Below are 20,873 nucleotides of genomic sequence, written 5' to 3' on the forward strand. Positions count from 1 at the left end.
CCTATGTTCAGGACGTTCGTTCTGGATGCAGGGCTTTTTTGACGATTCAGAATGTATAAGTTTCACCTGTATCATTGCCTGAATCATCTCCGCAAAGCTTCTCCGGCGTCTTGAGGACGCCGAAGGCGTTTTTGCTTGGCCTGCGGCAAATCAGTGCCATCCCCTTCCGTATGCGACTATCAGAAATTGTTCAGATGAATGAACTAGAATCAATCGCTGATGAGTGTACGATAGGAGGGAGAATTAATTTTGCGGAAGTATGCGAAGATTGCAATGCTTGTTTTGCTGATTGCTGCACTTCAGGCCGGCCCTGTATCATCCATGTTTCTTGCGTATGCAGCGGGCACTGACGTGACAAGCCAAGTGGCATCTCAGTTTATCACAGGTGTGGATATTAAAGAGAAAACAGGGACGACGGTAGGGAGTACGCTGGTAGGCCAGCAAGATCTCGACACAGCAACACCGTTTTATTTGTGGTACGACTTTACCGTGCCTAATGCTCACTCTATTGAAGAGGGAGACTACATCGCTTTTGATGTGCCGCAGGCCATTGTTTTTCCCGGCGGCGGTGCTTCCACCATTCAATTGCCGGATCTGATCACGGAAGACGGGGACTCTATAGCAGAGGCTTACCTGGACCCGGGCAATCGAATCAGGCTTGTGTTCACAAGTGCCATAGAGACACTATCGAACGTCGGCGGCGCTTTCTATATTGCGGGCAGCTTCGATCAGAGTGTCATTAACACGGATGGCAGCGATACAGATATTAACTTCACCGTACCGACGCGGACGGTAACGCTGTCGTTCAAAGCCGCCCCTCCTCCCGAGCCGGAGCCGGTCACGGTCAAGAAAGACGGCGCAATCTCGAACGGAACGAGCATTGAGTGGACAATCACCGTCGATAAAGCTGATTTTAGCGCCGTGAACGTGGTCGAGAATGCGGTGTTGACCGATGTTATTCCAGCAAGCCAAAGCCTGGATGTCTCATCGATCGAAGTGAATAATGCCGCTCCTGATGTCGGCGACATCAGCTTGGAGGGCAACACCTTAACGCTGTCGCTGGGCACCATCTCGACGAAGCAGGAGATCACATTCGTTACCACTCTCACGGAACAGGCATTGCTGGACGCTCTGGCTGATGGCCAAACCTCGATCGATGTAACGAACGACGCGCAGCTTAAGCATGACGATAATCAAATCACCAACGCAGATCACCCTAAGACGGTTACGATTCCCATTAATATTTTGAGCAAGTCCGGCAATTATCTCTCCGCTACAACCGTCAATAACACGAAGAACATATCGTGGACGATTGTCGTCAATGAGGACGAGTTAACGTTCGACAATGCCGTTATTCAGGACACGTTGCCTAGCGGACTCACCTTCATAGCCGGATCGGAGACGATTACGGGCGCATCCGGCGTCACGCCAACGGTAAGCGGATCGGATGTTGCGTTTAGCCTTGGGAATATTACGGGCAAGGTTACGATTACGTACCTGACGGAGATCGATCCGGCACGGTTTACGGCGAATGGTTCCTATAACTTCAACAACACCGCCGTGCTTACGTGGGATGGCCTTACCGGAACGGGAATCGCTAAACACGCCAATGTCGGCGTCGGAAGCAACCTGTTTACGAAGTCCGGAGCAGGCTACAACCGATCCAACGGCGTCATCTCCTGGTCAATGGTGATCAATAATGAGAGCATTAATCTGGCAGCTCCGACGATTACGGACACCATTCCGGCCAATCAGCAATTTATTGAAGGCTCCGCCAGAATCGTTGACCATCAAGGCATTGTTTATTCGGGCGGGACGTTCGATTATGATGCAGCGACCAAGGTGTTGAGCTACGAGTTTAATTCGGCGATAAATTCGAAGTACACCCTTACTTTCGATACCAAGCCGGTTAGTACGGAGAACATTACATCGAACAGCAGCGGTCAGTTTACGAATACTGCCAAATTTACTAGCGGGGCAATCTCATTCGATAGCCCGGGGACGCAGAGCTTCTCAAGCAACGTCCTCCGCAAGGAGCAAGCGGGCTACAATATCTCCAATCGTCATGTGACATGGAGATTTATTGTGAACGAGAACGGAGACACGACTCCGAGCAGCAATGCCGGCGCTCTTGATCCCAGCTTCTATCAAGCCAATCCGCTGACTAACGTTGTTATTACGGATGAGATTCCGGCAGGTCTTGAATATGCAGATAACTTCAGCATTGTCGACAGTCTCGGAGCGGATGCAAGCAGCCTGGTAACGGTTAACGACACCAATGGCACATTAACGATCTCCTTTAACCAACCGATTACCAAGAAGTATGTGATTCTATTCGATACGAAGATCGTGGATGAATCGCAGTTTACGGAACAGAACAGCAGCCTTAATAACGGCAATTTCAACATTACCAATGAAGCTGCATTAACTCATAACGGGACAACCAAGACGAACAAGATGTCGGCAACGCAAGAGATCAAGAACCGTATTGTCAGCAAAATGGCCGTCCCCACAGCGTTCGGCAATAAGTATATCGATTGGGTCGTCTACCTGAACTCGAATGCGGTAAATCTGAATTCGTTGTTGAACGTAGATAACTTCTGGCTGATCGACGATTTGCAAGAAGGTCTGGAGTTGGATACAACAAGCGTATCTCTCATCGCCTACGACCAAGCGGTTAACTTGCCGAATTCCATTCCGGCTAACGGAGATGACGGACTAGGCTCCGGCAGAGATATCCCGCTGGACGGCAGTCATATTAAATACGATGCGACAACCAGACAATTCAGACTGAACTTCCCGGGCGATCTTACTACGGCGTATAAGCTCTCGTTCCGTACGTACGTAACCGAGAGCGTTGCTTCGGGGGCTCAATTCTCTAATGGCATCAACCTGTACGGCTCCAAGGACGGCACTCCGGTTAGCATTGACAGCGTCTATCAATCCAGCGATGCTCGTCAAGTGTCTTTCCTTGAAGTGGGCAGCTTGGGATACGGCAACCTGGGCAAGCTTATCGTCAAGAAGGTAGATCTGGAGGATACGAACAAGAAGCTGTCGGGCGCTACATTCGCGTTATTCGATCGATACGGGAACAAAGTTCAAGAGAAGGCGACCGTAAATGGCGAGCTCGAGTTTAATCGTATCAAAATCGACTTGCCCTACTATGTCCAGGAGGTAGAGGCTCCGACGGGTTATCTGCTGAGCGGCGACGTGAGCGTAGACGGGGCCGCGGCAACGTTTACCGGATCGAGTGCGGCCGTAGCGGATGCCATTGAAGTGCAATTGGATTCGGCAATCAATCAGAAGTCCATGGAGTTGCTCTTCAAGAACCAAGCGATCAAGGCAACGATCCAGTTTGTGAAGCAAAATGAAACGGGAGACGCGTTGGCCGGTGCACAGTTCGGATTGTTCGAACGCGGAGCGTCCGCAAGCTCCACGCCATTGGCTACAGCAACGAGTACAAGCTCGGGTGTCGTATCCTTCGCGGATGTCCTCTATGGACAGTATGATATCCGCGAAATCTCGGCGCCAACCGGCTATCGCACGTTAACTGGCGTGGTTCATGCGGCAGAGGTCACTGCCCAGGATCATGGGCAAACCTTGAGTCTCGCTCCTGTGGCGAACGAATTAATTAAAGCCAATATTAAGTTCGTGAAGAAAGACAGCGCAGGGACGGGGATTGCCGGCGCCGAGTTCACCTTGTATGACAGCGGTAATCAGCCGGTAGCAACAACCTTGAGCACGGCTGATGGAACGGTAGAGTTCAAGGATGTATTGGCAGGACCATATACGATTCGCGAGACGGCCGCCCCGTTCGGTTATGTGCCGCTTGCCGGTGTTGTCGGAACGGCTGCCGTTACGGAAGCGGAGCATGGGACAACGATTCTGCTGGCCGATGTCGCCAATGAGCTGATTCAAGCGGATATCGAGTTCGTTAAGCAGACGGAGAACGGCTTGCCATTGGCTGGAGCAAAATTCGGTTTATATGGGGCCTCCGATGAGCTGGTGCAGTCGCAGGTCAGCCAATCGGACGGCAAGGTGAAGTTCACGAATATCGGTCAGGGCACATACACCATAAGAGAAATCGAAGCGCCGTACGGCTATCTGACCGATAGCAATGACATCTACAACGTAACGGTAACGGCGAACGATCACCATCAAACGATCTCGCTTAACCCGGTAATCAACACGCTGATTAAGGCCAACATTGCATTCAAGAAAGTGAATGCGAAGGGGGACGGGCTGGCCGGCGCGGAATTTGCGCTGCTGGACGTTAATAATAGCGAAGCTGTCGTTCAGACGGCAACCAGCGGCTCCGATGGCCAAGTTGTGTTTGCGGATGTTCACGAAGGCCAGTACTTGATTCGCGAGATAACAGCGCCTGTCGGGTATAATCCGTTAACCGGCGACGTTGCGGCAGTAAACATCGATGCGCAGAAGCATAATACGACCGTAGCGCTTCCGGATGTAACGAACCAGATTATTAAAGGCGATGTCGAGTTTGTTAAGGTGGCCAAGTATACCGGCTTGCTATTGAAAAACGCACGTTTTGCTCTCTATGCGGCAGACGATACCACCTATGATCATGAGATCGCAACCGCAACATCCGATGATCAAGGGATCGTTCGCTTCGAAGACGTCGAATATGGAGACTATACCATTATTGAGGTAACTCCGCCTGGCGGGTATAACCTCTCCAAGGACAAGCTGTCGGTGTCCGTTCGACAAGAGGGGGAGACGTATCGTCTTGGGAACTTTGAGAACGAGCCGACACCTGCATATCTTATTATAGGCACAATCGAAGTAAATACGGTTAATGTCATCGGAACTCCGCTTGCGGGAGCGAAGTTCGGTCTCTACGATTTGCAAGGCAAGCTTGTGAAGGAAGCCGTTACGAACAGCTCGGGTATTGTCCGTTTCCTGGAGGTGCCGGCAGGAGCGTATACCGTTAAGGAGCTTGAAGCGCCTGCCAATTATGCGAAGACGGACAACATAGAGAAGGCTGTTATTGCAACGATGAACAATGAAGTGAAGCTGACGTTCGTCCATGAACGCAGCGGCGATGCGCCTTGGCCGGACGTAAGTGTTCACAAGGTTGACGATGCGGGCAAGCCACTGGCCGGCGTAAAGTTCGCCTTGTACAAAGCTGCGGATGCCTCATTCGCAACGCCGGTAGCGACCGGTACAACCAATTCGGAAGGCGTTGCAACGTTTACGAATATCATTCCGGGCCAATATGTTGTAAAAGAAGTCGAAGCTCTTGAAGGGTATATTCCTTCCGATGTCGCGTTGCCGGTGACCGTGGCTGAAGATGCTAAAATGTATGATGCCGGTACGGTGGTGAATCAAAGATCGAATGCTGCACCGGAAGGCAACGAGGGGACATCGGACGACCAGGTTAAGGGAAGCAACGATGAGGGAGCTTCTGAAGGCGGCAGTGCTGGCAACGGCAGTGCTAATGGCGACGGCAATGGCAGCGGCAATGGCAGCGGCAATGGCAGCGCTAATGGCAATGCCGGCGGCAATGACGATACAGCAGTAGCCGGAGCTCATGCGCATAACCAACTGCCCAAGACAGGAGACACGATTGCTCCGATGATCTGGCTGTTTGTTGGCAGCGGAGCGCTGATCCTTGCCTTGCTGGTGATCGGCAGAAGAGCGCGTAAACAGTAACGCCATTTATTGCAGAATGCGTACGTTCCTGTCGGAATGTACGCATTCCTTATTTGGCTGTCATCGGAATTGAGGGATAGGATGGGGAAGGCAATCAGGCGAGTCGTGCTGCTTATTCTTATTGCCGTGTTCGTGTACAGCGGCTATCGAATAGCGTTATATCTGTATGACGGTTATGCAAGCAGTAATTTGAACGATCGTATGAAGCAACAATATGAGGCTGCACAGAACGTGCAGGAAGAGACGAACCGTGCAGAGCAGGGACAGTCGACGGAGGAGCCAGGGAAGACAAGCTATCAGGAGCGATTCGATCCCTTGCTGGCGATCAATCCGGATATTGTAGGTTGGCTTCGCATCGACAATACGAACATTGATTATCCTGTCGTGCAATCCGGCGATAATCAATATTATCTTACCCACAATGTGGAGAAGCAGCGATCACAGCGAGGCGCGATTTTTATGGATTATCGATATACGGATGCGAACGACAACGCCCAATTGGTCATTTACGGTCATCATATGAAGGATGGCAGCATGTTTGGCGAGCTGGCGAAATATAAGGATGCTGCCTATTATCAGGAGCACGATAGGATCACTTTTGAAGGACTTAAGGAACCGGCGAGCTATCAGATCTTTGCCGTCTATATTTATAGTCCCGAGAGTCGCTTCTTCGAATATGACTTCGCAGATGCACAGCAGTATCAAGCCTATCTGGATACGATCAAGGGACAATCCTTGTACGATACAGGAGTCGAAGCGACTTCGGACGATCAACTTCTTACCTTGGTAACCTGCACCTACGAGGTTGCCGATGCCAGATTAATTATTCATGCGAAGCGAGTGCAGTAATGTCGTGGCAATTGGAGAATGGGATGGAGTATTATAGATAGTGACTTGGAAAATGACGCTGCGAGAAGACGCGAAGGAGACTCCACATGCAAACATTCATCGTCCTGGGAAGCATTCTGATGGCCATCGCGGTAGCGGTGGGGGCGTTCGGAGCGCATATGCTGAAGAGCAAGCTGGAGCCGGACAAGCTCAAGGTGTACGAGGTTGGCGTGCAATATCATCTGATCCATGCGCTGGGCCTTATCGGGGTAGGCCTGTTAAGCGGACAGTACCCGGAATCGGGGATGATCGAGGCGGCAGGCTGGTTGATGTTCGCAGGGATTGTGCTGTTCTCAGGAAGTCTGTACGTGTTGAGCTTGAGAAGAGTTCGGCTGCTCGGTCCGATTACGCCGCTTGGCGGATTGTGCTTCATGGCGGGATGGGTGCTGCTGGCTCTAGGCGTGCTGTAGATGGCGAGACGATAGCCGCTCGCAGATGCTCGCACATGCTCACGCAGAACAAGCTGACGACGGAAGCGTTCCGTCGTCAGCTTGTTGCGTCTCACACGCTATTATTGGATAGAATCGGCCAGTTGAAGGGCGCCATCGGCCGACAACGGACCGACGATGGAATAGTTAACGCCGTCAACGCTCCAGTACAGTTCGACCAGCTCGGGCTGCTCGAACACGAACCCGTCCGCATCGCCGACCTGCACCGGGGTGAACATCTCGGCGGGGAACGCAGCGGTCATGCGGCTGGCCGAGAACGTTAACGTCTTGTCGCCTGCCGCATACGTAAGGACGATATCTCTGGCGGGCTGACCGTCTTCCCCGACGGCAACCGTCTCCGCCAGCGCGAAGCCTTCCGGTGCGGCGGCAGGCAGCCGCAGGTCCTCGCCGAACGCCGCCTTCGCGTCTTCTGCGGAGCTTAGCGTTGTCGTCACGAGCAGAGACAGCTCGGAGCCCGAGGTCGCCCCGGTTCCGCCGGCCGACTGGCTTGCGCTCGGCTGACCGCCGGGATTCGCCGCGTTCTGGTTCTGAATCAGCGCATACCCGGACCCGATCAAGATCGCGACCGCCGCCGCAGCGGTGCCCAATCTCCAACTCTTGGGCAGAAGAGAACGCCGCGCCGTCTTTTCCAACCTTGCCTGCCCTCCTGTCTCCATCCGCTCCGCATCCGCTTGCTCGCGGATTCGCTGCTTCGCTTGCCCGCTCAGTTCCATGTTCTTAAATAACATCTCATCCGACTCCTCTCTCAATTGCCTTCGCAGCTTATAATCCGTATCCGTCATCGCTTGTGCCCTCCTTCATCTCCCTGGCCAGCGTCTCCCGAGCACGATGCAGGCGATTGCGCACGGTTCCTTCTGGAGTCGACGTTGCCAACGCGATCTCCCGCGTGCTGTAATCGAGGTAATAGTACAAATACAACGCTTCCTGATACGGCAGGGGCAAGCGAAGCAGGTACTGAAGCACCTCGCTCCTCTGCAATTTATCCAACGCTTCCTCTTCCACGCTGATCGTGCGACCGAGCTCTACGCGGCTCAGATCGGCGGGCTGCTCCGTGAACATGCGGACGCCCATCTTATCCCTGCATACATTGACGGCGATCGTCGTCAACCACGTCTTAACGGAGCTGTCTCCCCTGAACGAGGTCCAGGAACGATAAGCTCTCAGGAACGTCTCTTGGCTGATATCCTCGGCAAGATGACGATCGCCGGTATAGAAATAAGCGGTTCGCATGACCGTCGCGCCGTAACGTTCCATGAGCTGTTCCAAGGCTTCCGATGGTTGCGGGGAGAAGCTGTTTTTGTCGAAGTTGTCTTGGTCTCTCGAGCCGGCCGGCTTCACAGGATCATCACCTCCAACCTTATAGACGGCATGAGCGCGAAATCCGCTGCATCGAGTTAGAACTTTGTTCGGGCAGTTCGGGCAGTTCGGGCAGTTCCGGCGCATTGTATCCGGACGTCGATTTACTGTAGAATGATTTGAATGCGGAGCAGGGGCGGAGGGGCACTATTGGCTAAGAGGTCGAAGAAAAAAACGAACACGCCGAGGGCGAAACGAATGAACCGGCATGGACGGCTGCAATCGGCGGCAAGCTGGCTCAAGAAGTATCCCGGCGAGCGGTACATCTATGGATACCGCAAACATTTTGGAGTAGATACGGGAACGGCGATTGCCGAGCTGAAAATATTAGGTGTGCCGTTGTCGGAAGAAATGATTCAAAGTGCGAGAGCAAGTGCCGAGGCCTTGGTGAAACAAAAGCAAGCACGCAAGAACAAGAGAATGTTACGCAGGCAAGAGGAAGAATCGTCCGAATTCCCGGATTCCGATGAGACTTATGCTTACATAGCCGGGTACACAAACTGGGGGTTCCCTTATGGAATTACCTGGGCCGAGATGGAGCGGTTCGCCGATCAGGATAGTCTCGACGATCTGGTTCCTCCCCGCCCCCCATCGCAGCCTTGTACCTCGGCGGATGAGAGGGAGCGGCCGTACGTTGAAGACGGGGGGAGGGAAGAGGTTCCGTTCGATATCGAAGAATTCATCCGATATTATTCCAGTTCTAGGAACGAATTTATGTGAAATTTCACATTCGCGCCCCCGATAATCGGCGGTTTGGACAATTCTATGTGAAAAATAGCATACATAGAGAAAATTCCGGGTCGAGCTGCCGGATATATGCGAAAAATCACATAAAACGCCTCGATTCGCCGGAAACGAAGCCGATGAATGTGAAAAACCACATAAAATCGCAAAAGACGGAAGCATTTCAAACCGCAGAACGAAAGCGGGATGGGATGCTTCTTTTTTTACCCCACAAATCTAACGTTTGTTGACCGCGATCTCATGTTTGTTGTCTGGAATGGAGGGGGCGAATTTCATTACAATGACATCAATCGGTTGCATGTAAGCGTGTACACGGTGCGTGTACCAATGGGTGCGAACAACGAAAGGGGCGGTTCATATATGGACACCAAGAGCGGGGGCAAGCGCGTGCGGGCGCGATGGCGGACGCAGGACACCGAGCTGACGCTGTTGGCGTTGCCGACGACGATCTGGTACATCTTGTTTTGCTTCTTGCCGATGTTCGGTCTCATTATCGCCTTCAAGGACTTCAAGATCCACGGCGGATTCCTGAGCAACGTCATCCACAGCGAATGGTCCGGGTTCAAGAACTTCGAATTCCTGTTCAAGTCGAACGACGCTTGGGTCGTGATCCGCAATACGCTTGGGTACAATGCGATATTTATCGTCCTGAGCATCGCGGTCCCCGTCACGCTGGCGCTGATGATCGGCCAGTTGCACAGCGGCAAGGCCGGCAAGTTCTATCAGACGCTCATGTTCCTGCCGTACTTCCTCTCCTGGGTCGTCGTCTCCGCCATTGTCTGGGCTTTTCTCAGCTTCGATAAGGGGATCGCGAATCAATTCCTGGCCGACCTCGGCAAGGACCCTGTGAACTGGTACATGGAGCCTAAGTATTGGCCGTACTTCCTCGTGTTCATGAATGTGTGGAAGGGGCTCGGCTACGGCATGGTAGTCTACCTGGCGACCATCTCCGGCATCGACAGCACATACTACGAGGCTGCCGTCATCGACGGCGCGACCAAGTGGCAGCAGGCGCGGTTTATCACCTTGCCCCTCATGAAGCTCGTCATCGTTATGATGTTTATCCTCGCTGTCGGTCGGATTTTCTACACGGACTTCGGTTTGTTCTTCCAGGTGCCGCGGGACTCCAACTCGTTGTTCAATGTGGCGACGACCATCGACGTTCTCGTGTACAAGCAGCTTAAGACGGCTACGGTCGGGATGGCTTCGGCTTCCGCGTTCGTCCAATCCGTGCTCGGCTGCGTGACCATTCTGACGGCCAATTGGATCGTACGCCGCATTGATCCGGACAGCGCCATGATGTAGAGGGGGGAGCGGAAAAATGAGTACGAGGAACAGAGTGGAGGCTGAGACGGGGCTCGACAAATTTAACCGAATCGGAACCTTCACCAACGTGGGCTTCCACGCGATCTTTATCCTGTTGGCGTTGGTCTGCCTGGTGCCCGTCCTGGTCGTGCTGTCCATCTCGCTGTCGAGAATAGCTGGAGCAAGGATCGCGGCTACAAGCTTGTTGCAGAGCCGGTGACGCCCGCAATCATCACGACGGAGTCGATTCGGGGCGGGGTTATGGCGGTCAGCGCGGATACGAAGCACCCGCTCGAAGCCGTCAAGTTCCTGAATCTGCTCAACACGGACCCGACGGTGCGCGACCTGTTCAACTTCGGAATCGAAGGCGTGCATTATACGTTGGACAGCAACGGCCAGGTGGTGCCCATCGCTGCCAAGGACGATGACGGCAATCCGATTCCGGACGCGCTGCCCAGCTATGGAGGCGTGCAGTACACGCAGGGCAATTGGTTTATTCTGAAGACGATGGGCGGAGAGTTCCCGGACCCCTTGGACAAGTGGGACCGGTTCCGCGAGAGCAACCGGGAGGCCGTCGCTTCGAGCACGCTGGGCTTCACCCCGGATCTGTCGCGGATGCCGCTCCAGATGCAGAACATCGAGATGGTCTGGGAGAAGTACTTCCCCAGTCTGATGACGGGCAGCGTAGACGTCGATACGGTGCTGCCGCTGTTTAACGAAGAGCTCCGGCAAGCAGGCATCGACGAGGTGCGGGCCGAAGTGCAGAGGCAGCTTGATGCCTGGCGAGCCAATCTTGCGCAGAATTCAGGCGGCCAATAAAACAATCGTGTACAATAGAATCCACAGACGAGAGGGGGAAGCGAATGGACTGGGAAGCCCACATCGAGCGGTGGAGCCGGGTCGCTGTCAGGCTGGCGGATATTCGGGAGTGCAGCGCGGAGCAGGGGACGGTTCCGAAGCGCGGTGCAGCGCCTTCCGGCTTCTTCCTGATGACGACCCGCGGAGAGGCCGAGGTGAGTCTGGCGGGAACCGTCTATCGCAGCCGCGCTCCTCACGTTCTGCACGGGGGCAAGGACTCGGAGCTGGCGGTTCTCCCGTTGGGGAGCGACTTCGCCTGCTGCATCGTTCTGTATACGGCCGATGCGCAATCGCCGGAGGATCGGGCGGGCTTCCGGCTGCCGTACGCCTTCACTCCGTATGCGCTGCTGCCTCTGCAGGAGAAGTGTCGGACCATGTATCGCTTGTGGCAGCAAGGGGCTTCGCTGGACAAGCTGCAGGCGCAGGCGCTCTTCCTTCCGTTCGTATACGAGCTGATGCGGCAGATTCGCAAGTCGGCAATGGGCAACAGCCGCTCGAATCTGGTAACCGAAGCGATCCACTATATTCACGAGCACTACAAGGAGCCGCTGACAGCCGAGGGATTGGCCGGGATGTACAATTGCAGCGCAAGCTCCATGGCGCGGCTGTTCAAGAGTCAGATCGGCGTCGGTCCGATCGACTACCTGATCCATGTCCGCATCCGCAAGGCGAAGCAGTTCCTGCAGCAGTCGGAGGCGCGAATCCAGGAGGTCGCAGGCGGTGTCGGCTATGCGGACGTGTATTACTTCAGCCGGCTGTTCAAGAAGCATACGGGCGTGTCTCCCCTTCAATATCGGGAGGACCAGCGGAAGGCGCGGAGGAATAATCCATTCGATCTGTCAGAATCGTCTATTGTTTCCCCTGCCCTCGGTTACCATAATGATAATGATAGTTATTATCAACAGGTAGAGGAAGGGGAACCATCGATGTTCAGATTGGCAAGACCTGTATTCGGAGCCATGCTGTTATTATGCACAACCTTAATTCTGAATGCGTGCCAGGCAGGGGGCAACACAGAGACAACGTCCCCGTCGCCTGCTTCGACGGATAGCGCCGCGGAGAGCGCGGCGGCGGGCACCCGGATGTACGAGCACTTGAACGGCCGGACGGAGATTCCCGTCAAGCCTCAGCGGGTAGTCAGCCTGTTCCACCTGGGCGAGCTGATGGCGCTTGGCGTGAAGCCGGTCGGTGCGACAACCCATATTCTGAACAATCCGCTGATCGCCGACAAGGCCGATATCGTGGATGTGGGCGTTCCGCCGGAACCGGAGAAGATTCTGGCGCTCGCGCCCGACTTGATCGTGACGACGGCACCGTTCGCGGAGATTGTGGAGGGCGGATACGAAGCGCTGAACAAGATCGCGCCGACCATCGTTGTGGAGCAATACAACGATCCGATCCAGGATGTCGAGATGTTCGGCGATATTCTCGGCAAGCAGGAGGAGGCGCGGCAATGGAACGAGGCGTTCGCGGCCAAGATCGCCGAGTACAAGGAGAAGATCGGCCCATACGTCGGGCCGGAGGAGACATTCTCGATTCTGAACGTGCGCCCCGACGCGATCTTTATCTACGGCGATACGAATATGGGAGGCAACATTCTCTACAAGTATCTGGGGCTGAAGCCGACCGACAAAGTCAAGACGGACGTCATTAACGGCGAGACGTGGGAGATCTCGAGCGAGGTTATCGACCAATTCGTCGGCGACCGATTGTTCCTGGCCGTGAACGAAGGCTCGGAGGAGCAATTGAAGGTCGTGGAGAAGTTTATTCAGAACACGCCGGCGGGCAAGTCCGGCAAGATCTACAACATCGACTTCAATGAATTCCTGTACAGCGACCCGATCTCGGTGGATCAACAACTGGACATCATCGTCGACTTGCTGACGGAGGGCAACAAGTAGTCGAGCGTTGCCCCGCATCCCTTTATACGACAACGGACCCTCGGCCGATTCGGCCAAGGGTCCGCTCTCTTGTGCACCCAAACCTCTTATTTGGCATTCAAGACGAGGACGATAACGCTTTTGTCCGAGTCCAGGTTCCAATCCACGAAGCAATCGACGACGCGCTTGCCGAGCATGTTCTCGAAGTTGTCGTTGTTGTGCAAGTAGCTGTTCTCCAAATCGCGTTTAATGCCCTTAAGCAGTTCGCTATGCCCCAGACGAATAAGTTCCTTCTCGATGCGCACAAGAATGCCGTTGCGGATAATAAGAATCGTGCGAGGATTGACCTCGTACGAGATAATCTCCTCCGGCGTCTTCTGCGCCATCTGGCTGATGCTGACGATCTCTTGTTCCAGCTCCGCTTTGCCTTCGAACTCCTGGCTGACCTCTTGGCCGCCGGGAACCGGTTCGGGACAGAAGGCGAGCAGCATGCCCGATTTATTGGGCAGAGACCAATCATAATAGAATTCATGAGGTTTGATGCCCGTCACGGACTCGATGTAGCTCGCAAGCTCGGGAATCATCGCCTGGAACAGGGCCTGCCTCAATTGATGAATGATCGTCTCTTGATTCTGCTCAAGCAGAACGCGCTCGGAAGGCGTCAGGAAATTGCGGAAATAAATCGTGATGGAATTCGAGCCGATGGACACCATAGCGGATTCCGGGCCTTTGCCGAAGTGATCCCGGAATAGCTTGCCGACATAGCTCGCGATAAGCTGCTGAAATTGGTTGATTTGCTGATTCATCAGATCGAACTCGACCATGCGTTGCTCCTTATGCGTGCCGGTCTTGCACAAAACACGCCTAAGTATATGGAATGGCGAGTCACCTTATCCTCCTTCGCGATTAATCGGAAGTTTGACGGCAACGACCGCCCCGCCGGCAGAACGATTCCGGAAGCTCATGTGCCCTCCGTGGTTGTCCAGAATCGTCTGGCTAACCATGAGCCCCAATCCCGTTCCCTTCTCTTTGGTACTGCTGAACGGCTGGCCGATTCGCTGCAATTGCTCCTGAGCGATGCCGGGACCGCTGTCCGCAACCTCGACATAAACCCATTCTTCGTCCGCAGAGACCTCGACGGCGACCGTTCCGCCATCAGGCATCGCTTCTATCGCGTTCTTAATGACGTTAAGAAAGACTTGTTTTAACTTGTTCTCCACGCACAGGACTTCCAATGAATCCAAGTGCGGCGGATAGAGATCGAGCAACTGGACATTGAGGAGGATCGCCTGAGGGTTGACCAAGGTGAGGACGCTCTGCAGCAACGTCCGCAGCTTCTTGCGTACCTGTTCGCCTCCCTGGGGTTTGGCCAATATCAAGAGCTCGTTGACGATGTCGTTAATCCGGTCAATCTCCGCCAGCATGATCTCGGAATGATTTTTGGAAGTGGCTTGGCTTAACTGAACGAATCCCTTCAGGCTGGTCAATGGATTTCGGATCTCGTGGGCGATCGACGCGGCCAATGTTCCGGCCATCGTCAGCTTCTCCGATTGCTGCCTCTCCTTATGTAGTCCGATTGCCGTCTCCTGCCTGTTGCGTTCGATTTCGTTGATGGAATGAGTGTGCACTCTCCGGAAGACAAACCAGAAGAACGCGAGACTGGTCAAGGTTCGCGCAATTCCCCAGATCTTTATCCACCCATTGAGGTGCAACGCCCACAATATGCTTTGATCCGCCGCGATGATGACTAATCCAGCCAGAATAAACACGTTCAGGTCGCGAATTTGTCGTCTTCTTCTGTCCATTGATAAAACTCCATCTATGGATTGGGTAATTATGGCAAAGCATAAAGAGACCTAACTTTCCCTGTTAAAGAAAGTTAGGCCATGAACGTGACTTTTATCCGGAGATAGATTCACTCATTTACCTTATATGAAGAAATGGAAGCTTGCAGAAGCTGCACACAATCTGTATACACTATAACACAATGACTTGGGTATTAAAAGAGCGCCTTCATTCTTGGCTTAAAGAGATTCGGCCGTTTGGACCGACGCCGCGCTTGGCGATCCGTCCTTATGCGAGGCTGCCAAGCGCCAGGTCGCCAAGCCGCATCGCCAAGTCGTACCGCCAAGTGGCATCGCCAAGCCGCCGAAGCCATCGGAGCATCGGAGCTGCTGGAATGGCCGCTGGTTGCTGATGGGTGTTGCTGGGTGTCGCTGGATGCTGATGGGTGTTGCTAAGCTACCGCTAAGATAGCGCTAGGCTACCGCTGAGATTCCGCCGACACCGCTGCCCGCCGAATTTTATGTGAAAACCACATTCGCGCGGCTCGGAAACGGGTGCTTTGTCCGGTTTTATGCGAAAAATCACATTCGTGGAGAAATTTCCGGGCCGGAGTGCTGGATATATGCGAAAAATCGCATAAAACGCCGAAATTGCCGCCAATCCAAGCCGATGAATGTGAAAAACCGCATAAAATCGCAAGAGCCGCACCAGTCGCTGGAGTCACCAGAGTCACCAGAGTCGCCGGAGTCGCAAGAGACGCACAAGCCGCCGGACCCGGGTCTCGACTATTCTTCCCAACCCTCCCCAATCCTCCCCCTGCCTCTCCAACCCTCTCAGTCCCAAGGCCCCGCCAGCGGAACGAAGATCGCCCGAAGTCTCTTTTCCGCCCCCCGGCCTATTCAACTGTCTATTAACGCAATAAATGGTATAGTTAAAGGAGATTAACTCTATTCAACAGAGGTGCCGAAGATGAATCCTCAATTGTTACGCGACTTCCCGCTCTTCGAGAACCTGACGGACGAGCATCTGGCCGAGATTGCCGAGCTATGCGGCACTTCCGAGTATGCCAAGGGAGAGTCGATCTTCTTCGAGGGCGACGAAGGGGACGGGCTCTATCTCATACTGTCCGGCGTCGTTCAAATCTATCAGGATAATCATACCCGGGATGTTATACTATCGATCTTCCGAGAGGGGGACTTCTTCGGGGAGATGGCGCTGCTGCAGAACGAGAAGGTGCGCTCCGCTTCCGCGAGAACTATCGAGAAGTCGACTCTGTGCATTCTGAAGAAGCATCACTTTCTCGCATTGGTCCAGAGCAGGCCGGAGATTCTGATCGGGATTCTGGAGACGGCGCTGGATCGGCTTCGGGACGCCAACAAGCTCATTACGGACCTCACGATTCTCGACGTGCGCAAGCGGATGGCGCGGCTGCTGCTCCGGCTGACCGAACAGCACGGAGTGCCTTCGGCAGAGGGGACCCTCATCGATGTGAAGCTGACGCACCAGCATCTCGCGGACATGATGGGGACGGCGCGCGAGACCGTGACGAAGCTGCTGCTGGAGCTGCAGAACGAGCAATGGATCCGAATCGATCGGAAAAAAATCATCGTGTGCGACATGGCCAGGCTGCGAGCGACAGTGGATGCCATGTGAGCCCGATAGCCGGGCTATTGAGAGGCGGCGCGGTGACTAGGGCAAGCGGGCCGGTTTTTGCGACGATTTTGAGTCTACTCCTCGAACCCGTTGGCCCCACCAACCCCACAAATCCCGCAAACTCCACCGTAACTCATCGAACCTGCCGACCTCGACCAACCCGCCGAGCCGCCGAGTCTGCTGAATCCATCGCTCCCGTCGAACCCACCAACCCCATCGAACCCAACAAATCAACCGAGTCTGCCGAACACGCTGAACTTACCGTCCTCGCCTCCTCTGTCGCTCCCACCGCCTCCATCGCCCCACCGACTCCACCGCTCCACCGCCTCCATCGCCCCCACCGAAGCCGGGATGCCGAGTTTTATGTGAAAAACCACATTCGTGATGCCCCGATAACGGTAGTTTAGGCGATTTTATGTGAAAAATAGCATACATAGAGGAAATCCCAGCTCGAGGCGCCGGATATATGTGAAAAACCACATAAAAAGACGCGATTCCCCTCCAAATCAGGCCGGCGAATGTGAAAATTCATATAAAATCGCCAAAGTCGTAGGCGCGGGGGAGCGACTGGCGGCCTAAAAGGGGCCACGGGAGCGACTATCGGCCTAAAAGGGGCCATGGGAGCGGATAGTGGCATACAGGGGGCACATGGGAGCGAATGCAAACGTGAGCGGTCCTCAGGAGCGTATCGCATTGCGTGAGGGATGCCCCCGAAGCCAACCGTTCGGGCGATCCCCCAAGGCGGCTTTGTTTACCCATCCATCCGTGTCAAAAAAATTGCAAACGAGTCATAAACCGGCCTTATTGCCGATGAAGCGGTTTCCTATAATGAATTCATACCCTTATTAGCGAGGAGGCGACAGCCTGTGAGTCAAGCGCGCATACCGGCCAAGACGAACGCAGCCTCCCTGCGGACGCAGGAGGGGCGGCGGCGCAGACGGCGCGAGATCGCAGCCGGCTACGTGTTCATCGGTCCGATGCTGATCGGCATTCTGTTGTTCACGATCATTCCGATGCTGATGCTGTTCCTGTTCAGCCTGACGGACTGGTCGTTCTTGACCGGCTACGATAAGCTGAAGATCGTCGGCTTCCACAACTTCAGCAGGCTTCTTCACGACCAGGACTTCGGACAGTCGCTTGTGCACAACCTGATTATGCTGCTGGCCGTGCCGATCGGAATGGCGCTCGCGCTGCTGCTGGCCGTCATCATCACCGAGCGGGTGCATCTGTCCGGCTTCTTCAAGGTGATCTTCTTTATGCCGCAAATCTCGAGCATCGTGGCGGTGGCCGTCGTCTGGCAGGTGCTGTTCCATCCTTCGTACGGGCCGGTCAACGGCATGCTCTCCGCGATTGGCATCGACAGCCCGCCCAAGTGGCTGGCCGATCCCCATTATGCGCTGCCTTCCGTTATGCTTCTGATGATCTGGATCGACCTGGGGGTTGGCCTGATCATCTATATCGCCGGGTTAAAAAATATCCCGAGAGACTTGTACGAGGCAGCCGATATCGACGGTTCTTCCGCGTGGACCAAGTTCCGCAAGATCACGTTCCCGCTGCTCACTCCGACAAGCTTCTTCCTGCTCATCACCGGCATTATCGCCAACTTCAAGGCGTTCGCCCTGATCAAGGTGCTGACCGACGGCGGTCCGGCGCATGCCACCTCCGTCATCGTCTACGACATGTACGAGCAGGGCTTCGTCAACCTGAAGACCGGGTATGCCTCGTCGATGGCGGTTGTGCTGTTCCTGATCATTCTGTTCATCACGTTCCTGCAGTGGATGTTCCAGCGAAAGTGGGTGCATAACGGATGACAACGGCTACGGCAAAAGCCAAGACAACCAGGCGCAGACGCGCCGTCTCCGTGCGCAAGCTGATCTATACGATTCTCATGCTCGCGGCCGGCCTGGTGTTCCTGCTCCCCTTCCTCTGGATGCTGTCCACGTCGATGAAGCCGGAAGTCGACGTCTTCATCTATCCGGTCGAATGGATTCCGAAGCATTGGCAGGCTGCCGAGAATTACGCCAAGGTGTGGAGCGGCAAGGCGAACTTCACTCTCTATTACTGGAACTCGATCAAAGTGTCGGTGCTGACAACGCTGCTGTCCGTCGTCGTCTCCGCAATGGCGGCCTACGGGTTCACGAAGATCCGCTTCCCCGGACGCAACGCGTTGTTCTTCCTGGTTCTGACGACGTACATGATTCCCCCGGAAGCGACGCTGGTGCCGTTGTTCGTGCTTTATCGCTCGATGGGGCTGTACGATACGCATACCGGCCTGATTCTGCTCGGCGGCTTCAGCGTGCTCGGCACGTTCCTGCTGCGCCAGTTCGTCGACGGAATCTCGAACGATTATATCGAATCGGCTCAGATCGACGGCGCCGGCCACCGTCAGATTTTCTTGCGAATTCTGCTTCCGCTCATTCGGCCGGCGGTTGCCACTTACGCGATTCTGCGTTTTATCTGGACATGGAACGATTATCAGACGCCGTTTATTTTCCTGAGCGACAAGGCCTTGTACACCATTCAGCTTGGCATGAGCGCGTTCGCCGACCGCAACGGCCAATTCTACTCGCTGGTGATGGCGGCTTCCGTCTCGGCCATCGTGCCGCTGCTGATCGTGTTCATCATCGGCCAGAAGCAGGTCATCGAAGGCATCAGCTTCGGCGGAGTCAAAGGCTAAGACGGTGGAGAAGGCGGAGCTTCATATTGTCAATATATTTTCAACATAGTAAAATCCGACCCCTTCGCAATTCGCCGCCTAATGTTACGATTGTGTTACAAGAAGGGGATGCCTTCGAAGATAACGAAAGCGAGGGAGGATATTCATGTTCAAACTTAAAGGAACGCTTGTCCCTGTGTTAGCAACCGGTCTCATGGCAAGCCTGCTGGCTGGGTGCGGCGGGAACAACGCCGACAACAACAACGGTGGCAACAGCGCAGCGCCGTCTTCATCCGCTCCGGCAAGTCAAACCGCGAGCGAGTCGCCGAGCGACGAGCCGGTTACGCTCCGCTTCGCATCATGGATTCCGAAGTCGCAGATGGAGCCCTTGCTGGCCGAGTACAAGAAGGAGAAGCCGAATGTCACGGTCGACTACACCGAGCTTGTCGAAAACAACGATTCGGATGAAGGGCTGAAGAAGCTGGACCTGCTGGTCGCTTCCGGCACGGAGCTGGACGTCGCCATGTTCCCCAGCGCCACCGAATATTCCAAGCGCGCCGGGCTCGACTTGCTGGCACCGCTTAACGATCTGCTCGCGGCCGAGGGCATCGCATCGGTCACCGACGAGTACACCGTGGATCCTTCCATCGACGGACAAGTCTTCGCTCTTCCCGACACCTATGAGAATTACTTCGTTCTGTTAAATAAAGACATGCTGGACCAAGCCGGACTGGCGGTACCGACGGACTGGACATGGGACGACTTCTACGACTATGCGCGCAAGCTGTCGAGCGGCGATGGGGCTAACCGGGTATACGGCACTTACTTCCATTCCTGGCCGATGTACATGGAGCTGGCCTTGTTGAACCAGAGCCAGGACAACAACCTGATCAACAACGGCGTGCTTAAGGTAGACAGCCCGGAGATTCGCCAGTCGCTTGAGATTCGCCACCAGATGGAAGTCGTGGACAAGAGCGCGATTCCATACAGCGACACGATCTCGCAGAAGCTGGCTTACCGCCCGGTATACTTCTCCCAGAAGGCGGCAATGATCGTCACCGGCAACTGGATGATCACGGAATCCGGCGGCTCGGACGAATTCCCGGCTACCTTCGTCAGCGCGTTCGCGCCGATGCCGGCCAACAAGGAAGGAGATCCTTCCGGCGTCAGCCCGGCCAACGGCAACTTCATGTCGGTGGTGAAGAGTTCCAAGAACCAACAGGCGGCCTACGAGTTCATTCGCTGGTACACGACGAAGGGCGAGGAGTTCAACAACGTCTATTCGGCCTGGAAGAAGCAGGACGTGGACCGGTTTATCGAAGGCATCAAATCCAAGGTTCAGAGCCCGGATATGATCGATACGGAGTCGCTCTCGTACGTGATCAAGAACAGCCCGACGACGCCGCTCAACATCCCTCCGGCTTATCAGTCAGAGCTTGACGACGCTTACGTCAAGGAAGCGGAGAAGTTCGTGCTGGGGCAGCAAGATATCGAGACGACGGTCAAGAATGCCGCAACCGCGCTGCAGAAGATTGTCGACGCCAACAAGTAAAACAATTGACGACGCGCGTTGTGCGCAGTCGCTGCGGGGAATCGCGACAAACGCGGTTTCCCGTTTGCGTTCCC

At 54.7% G+C, this 20,873-nt stretch carries 16 protein-coding genes; 12 read left to right on the top strand and 4 right to left on the bottom strand.

The annotated features are described in order from the left end of the window. Window positions 1-249 precede the first annotated feature (249 nt). The 3 genes from E6C55_RS00240 to E6C55_RS00250 all read left to right on the top strand — a co-directional run bounded on the left by E6C55_RS00240 (window position 250) and on the right by E6C55_RS00250 (window position 6,971). Window positions 250-5,673: a SpaA isopeptide-forming pilin-related protein gene (locus E6C55_RS00240; RefSeq protein ID WP_136367768.1), complete on the top strand. Its 5,424-nt coding sequence runs from the start codon at window positions 250-252 to the stop codon at window positions 5,671-5,673. 81 nt (window positions 5,674-5,754) lie between these two features. Next, window positions 5,755-6,522, top strand: a complete 768-nt coding sequence (gene srtB / locus E6C55_RS00245; RefSeq protein WP_168735369.1) for a class B sortase — start codon at window positions 5,755-5,757, stop codon at window positions 6,520-6,522. Window positions 6,523-6,608: 86 nt separating this feature from the next. Continuing rightward, a complete protein-coding gene (locus tag E6C55_RS00250) occupies window positions 6,609-6,971 on the top strand; it encodes a DUF423 domain-containing protein (RefSeq protein WP_136367770.1) in 363 nt (120 codons plus the stop codon). A 101-nt stretch (window positions 6,972-7,072) separates the two neighbouring features. On the opposite strand, the gene E6C55_RS00255 is transcribed toward E6C55_RS00250, so the two are convergent. Continuing rightward, window positions 7,073-7,792 carry a hypothetical protein gene (locus E6C55_RS00255; RefSeq protein ID WP_136367771.1) on the bottom strand — a complete coding sequence of 240 codons (720 nt, stop codon included), beginning with the start codon at window positions 7,790-7,792 and terminating at the stop codon, window positions 7,073-7,075. Continuing rightward, complete coding sequence (locus E6C55_RS00260) at window positions 7,773-8,348, bottom strand: RNA polymerase sigma factor (RefSeq protein ID WP_230986440.1); 576 nt, start codon at window positions 8,346-8,348, stop codon at window positions 7,773-7,775. The genes E6C55_RS00255 and E6C55_RS00260 overlap by 20 nt, the downstream gene beginning before the upstream one ends. A gap of 168 nt (window positions 8,349-8,516) precedes the next feature. On the opposite strand from E6C55_RS00260, the gene E6C55_RS00265 reads away from it, so the two are divergent. From E6C55_RS00265 to E6C55_RS00285, 5 genes are all read left to right on the top strand, one after another. Beyond that, window positions 8,517-9,086 carry a hypothetical protein gene (locus tag E6C55_RS00265; RefSeq protein ID WP_136367773.1) on the top strand — a complete coding sequence of 190 codons (570 nt, stop codon included), beginning with the start codon at window positions 8,517-8,519 and terminating at the stop codon, window positions 9,084-9,086. A gap of 384 nt (window positions 9,087-9,470) precedes the next feature. After that, window positions 9,471-10,415 carry an ABC transporter permease gene (locus E6C55_RS00270; protein ID WP_136367774.1) on the top strand — a complete coding sequence of 315 codons (945 nt, stop codon included), beginning with the start codon at window positions 9,471-9,473 and terminating at the stop codon, window positions 10,413-10,415. A gap of 16 nt (window positions 10,416-10,431) precedes the next feature. After that, window positions 10,432-10,635, top strand: a complete 204-nt coding sequence (locus E6C55_RS00275; protein WP_211093497.1) for a hypothetical protein — start codon at window positions 10,432-10,434, stop codon at window positions 10,633-10,635. Continuing rightward, window positions 10,632-11,234, top strand: a complete 603-nt coding sequence (locus E6C55_RS00280; protein ID WP_230986441.1) for a DUF3502 domain-containing protein — start codon at window positions 10,632-10,634, stop codon at window positions 11,232-11,234. The genes E6C55_RS00275 and E6C55_RS00280 overlap by 4 nt, the downstream gene beginning before the upstream one ends. 44 nt (window positions 11,235-11,278) lie before the next feature. Continuing rightward, the gene (locus E6C55_RS00285) at window positions 11,279-13,174 is read left to right on the top strand and encodes an AraC family transcriptional regulator (RefSeq protein WP_136367775.1); all 1,896 of its coding nucleotides are present in this window, start codon (window positions 11,279-11,281) and stop codon (window positions 13,172-13,174) included. A gap of 86 nt (window positions 13,175-13,260) precedes the next feature. Here the strand turns inward: E6C55_RS00285 and E6C55_RS00290 are convergent, their stop codons facing one another. Together E6C55_RS00290 and E6C55_RS00295 are read right to left on the bottom strand one after the other, a co-directional pair. Continuing rightward, window positions 13,261-13,977 carry a DUF2294 domain-containing protein gene (locus E6C55_RS00290; RefSeq protein WP_230986442.1) on the bottom strand — a complete coding sequence of 239 codons (717 nt, stop codon included), beginning with the start codon at window positions 13,975-13,977 and terminating at the stop codon, window positions 13,261-13,263. Window positions 13,978-14,043: 66 nt separating this feature from the next. Continuing rightward, window positions 14,044-14,958, bottom strand: a complete 915-nt coding sequence (locus tag E6C55_RS00295) for an ATP-binding protein (protein WP_136367776.1) — start codon at window positions 14,956-14,958, stop codon at window positions 14,044-14,046. A gap of 949 nt (window positions 14,959-15,907) precedes the next feature. Here E6C55_RS00295 and E6C55_RS00300 point away from each other — a divergent pair. The 4 genes from E6C55_RS00300 (at window position 15,908) to E6C55_RS00315 (ending at window position 20,799) form a co-directional block, all read left to right on the top strand. Next, window positions 15,908-16,591, top strand: coding sequence for a Crp/Fnr family transcriptional regulator (locus E6C55_RS00300; RefSeq protein ID WP_136367777.1), 684 nt, complete (start codon window positions 15,908-15,910; stop codon window positions 16,589-16,591). Window positions 16,592-17,457: 866 nt separating this feature from the next. Further along, on the top strand, window positions 17,458-18,402 hold the full coding sequence (locus E6C55_RS00305; protein WP_230986443.1) for a carbohydrate ABC transporter permease: 945 nt from the start codon (window positions 17,458-17,460) through the stop codon (window positions 18,400-18,402). Then, window positions 18,399-19,268: a carbohydrate ABC transporter permease gene (locus E6C55_RS00310; protein WP_136367778.1), complete on the top strand. Its 870-nt coding sequence runs from the start codon at window positions 18,399-18,401 to the stop codon at window positions 19,266-19,268. Before E6C55_RS00305 ends, E6C55_RS00310 begins: the two co-directional genes overlap by 4 nt. A 145-nt stretch (window positions 19,269-19,413) precedes the next feature. Continuing rightward, window positions 19,414-20,799 carry an ABC transporter substrate-binding protein gene (locus E6C55_RS00315; protein WP_136367779.1) on the top strand — a complete coding sequence of 462 codons (1,386 nt, stop codon included), beginning with the start codon at window positions 19,414-19,416 and terminating at the stop codon, window positions 20,797-20,799. Window positions 20,800-20,873 lie beyond the last annotated feature (74 nt).

The sequence above is a fragment of the Cohnella fermenti genome (assembly GCF_004801405.1).
GTDB lineage: Bacteria > Bacillota > Bacilli > Paenibacillales > Paenibacillaceae > Cohnella > Cohnella fermenti.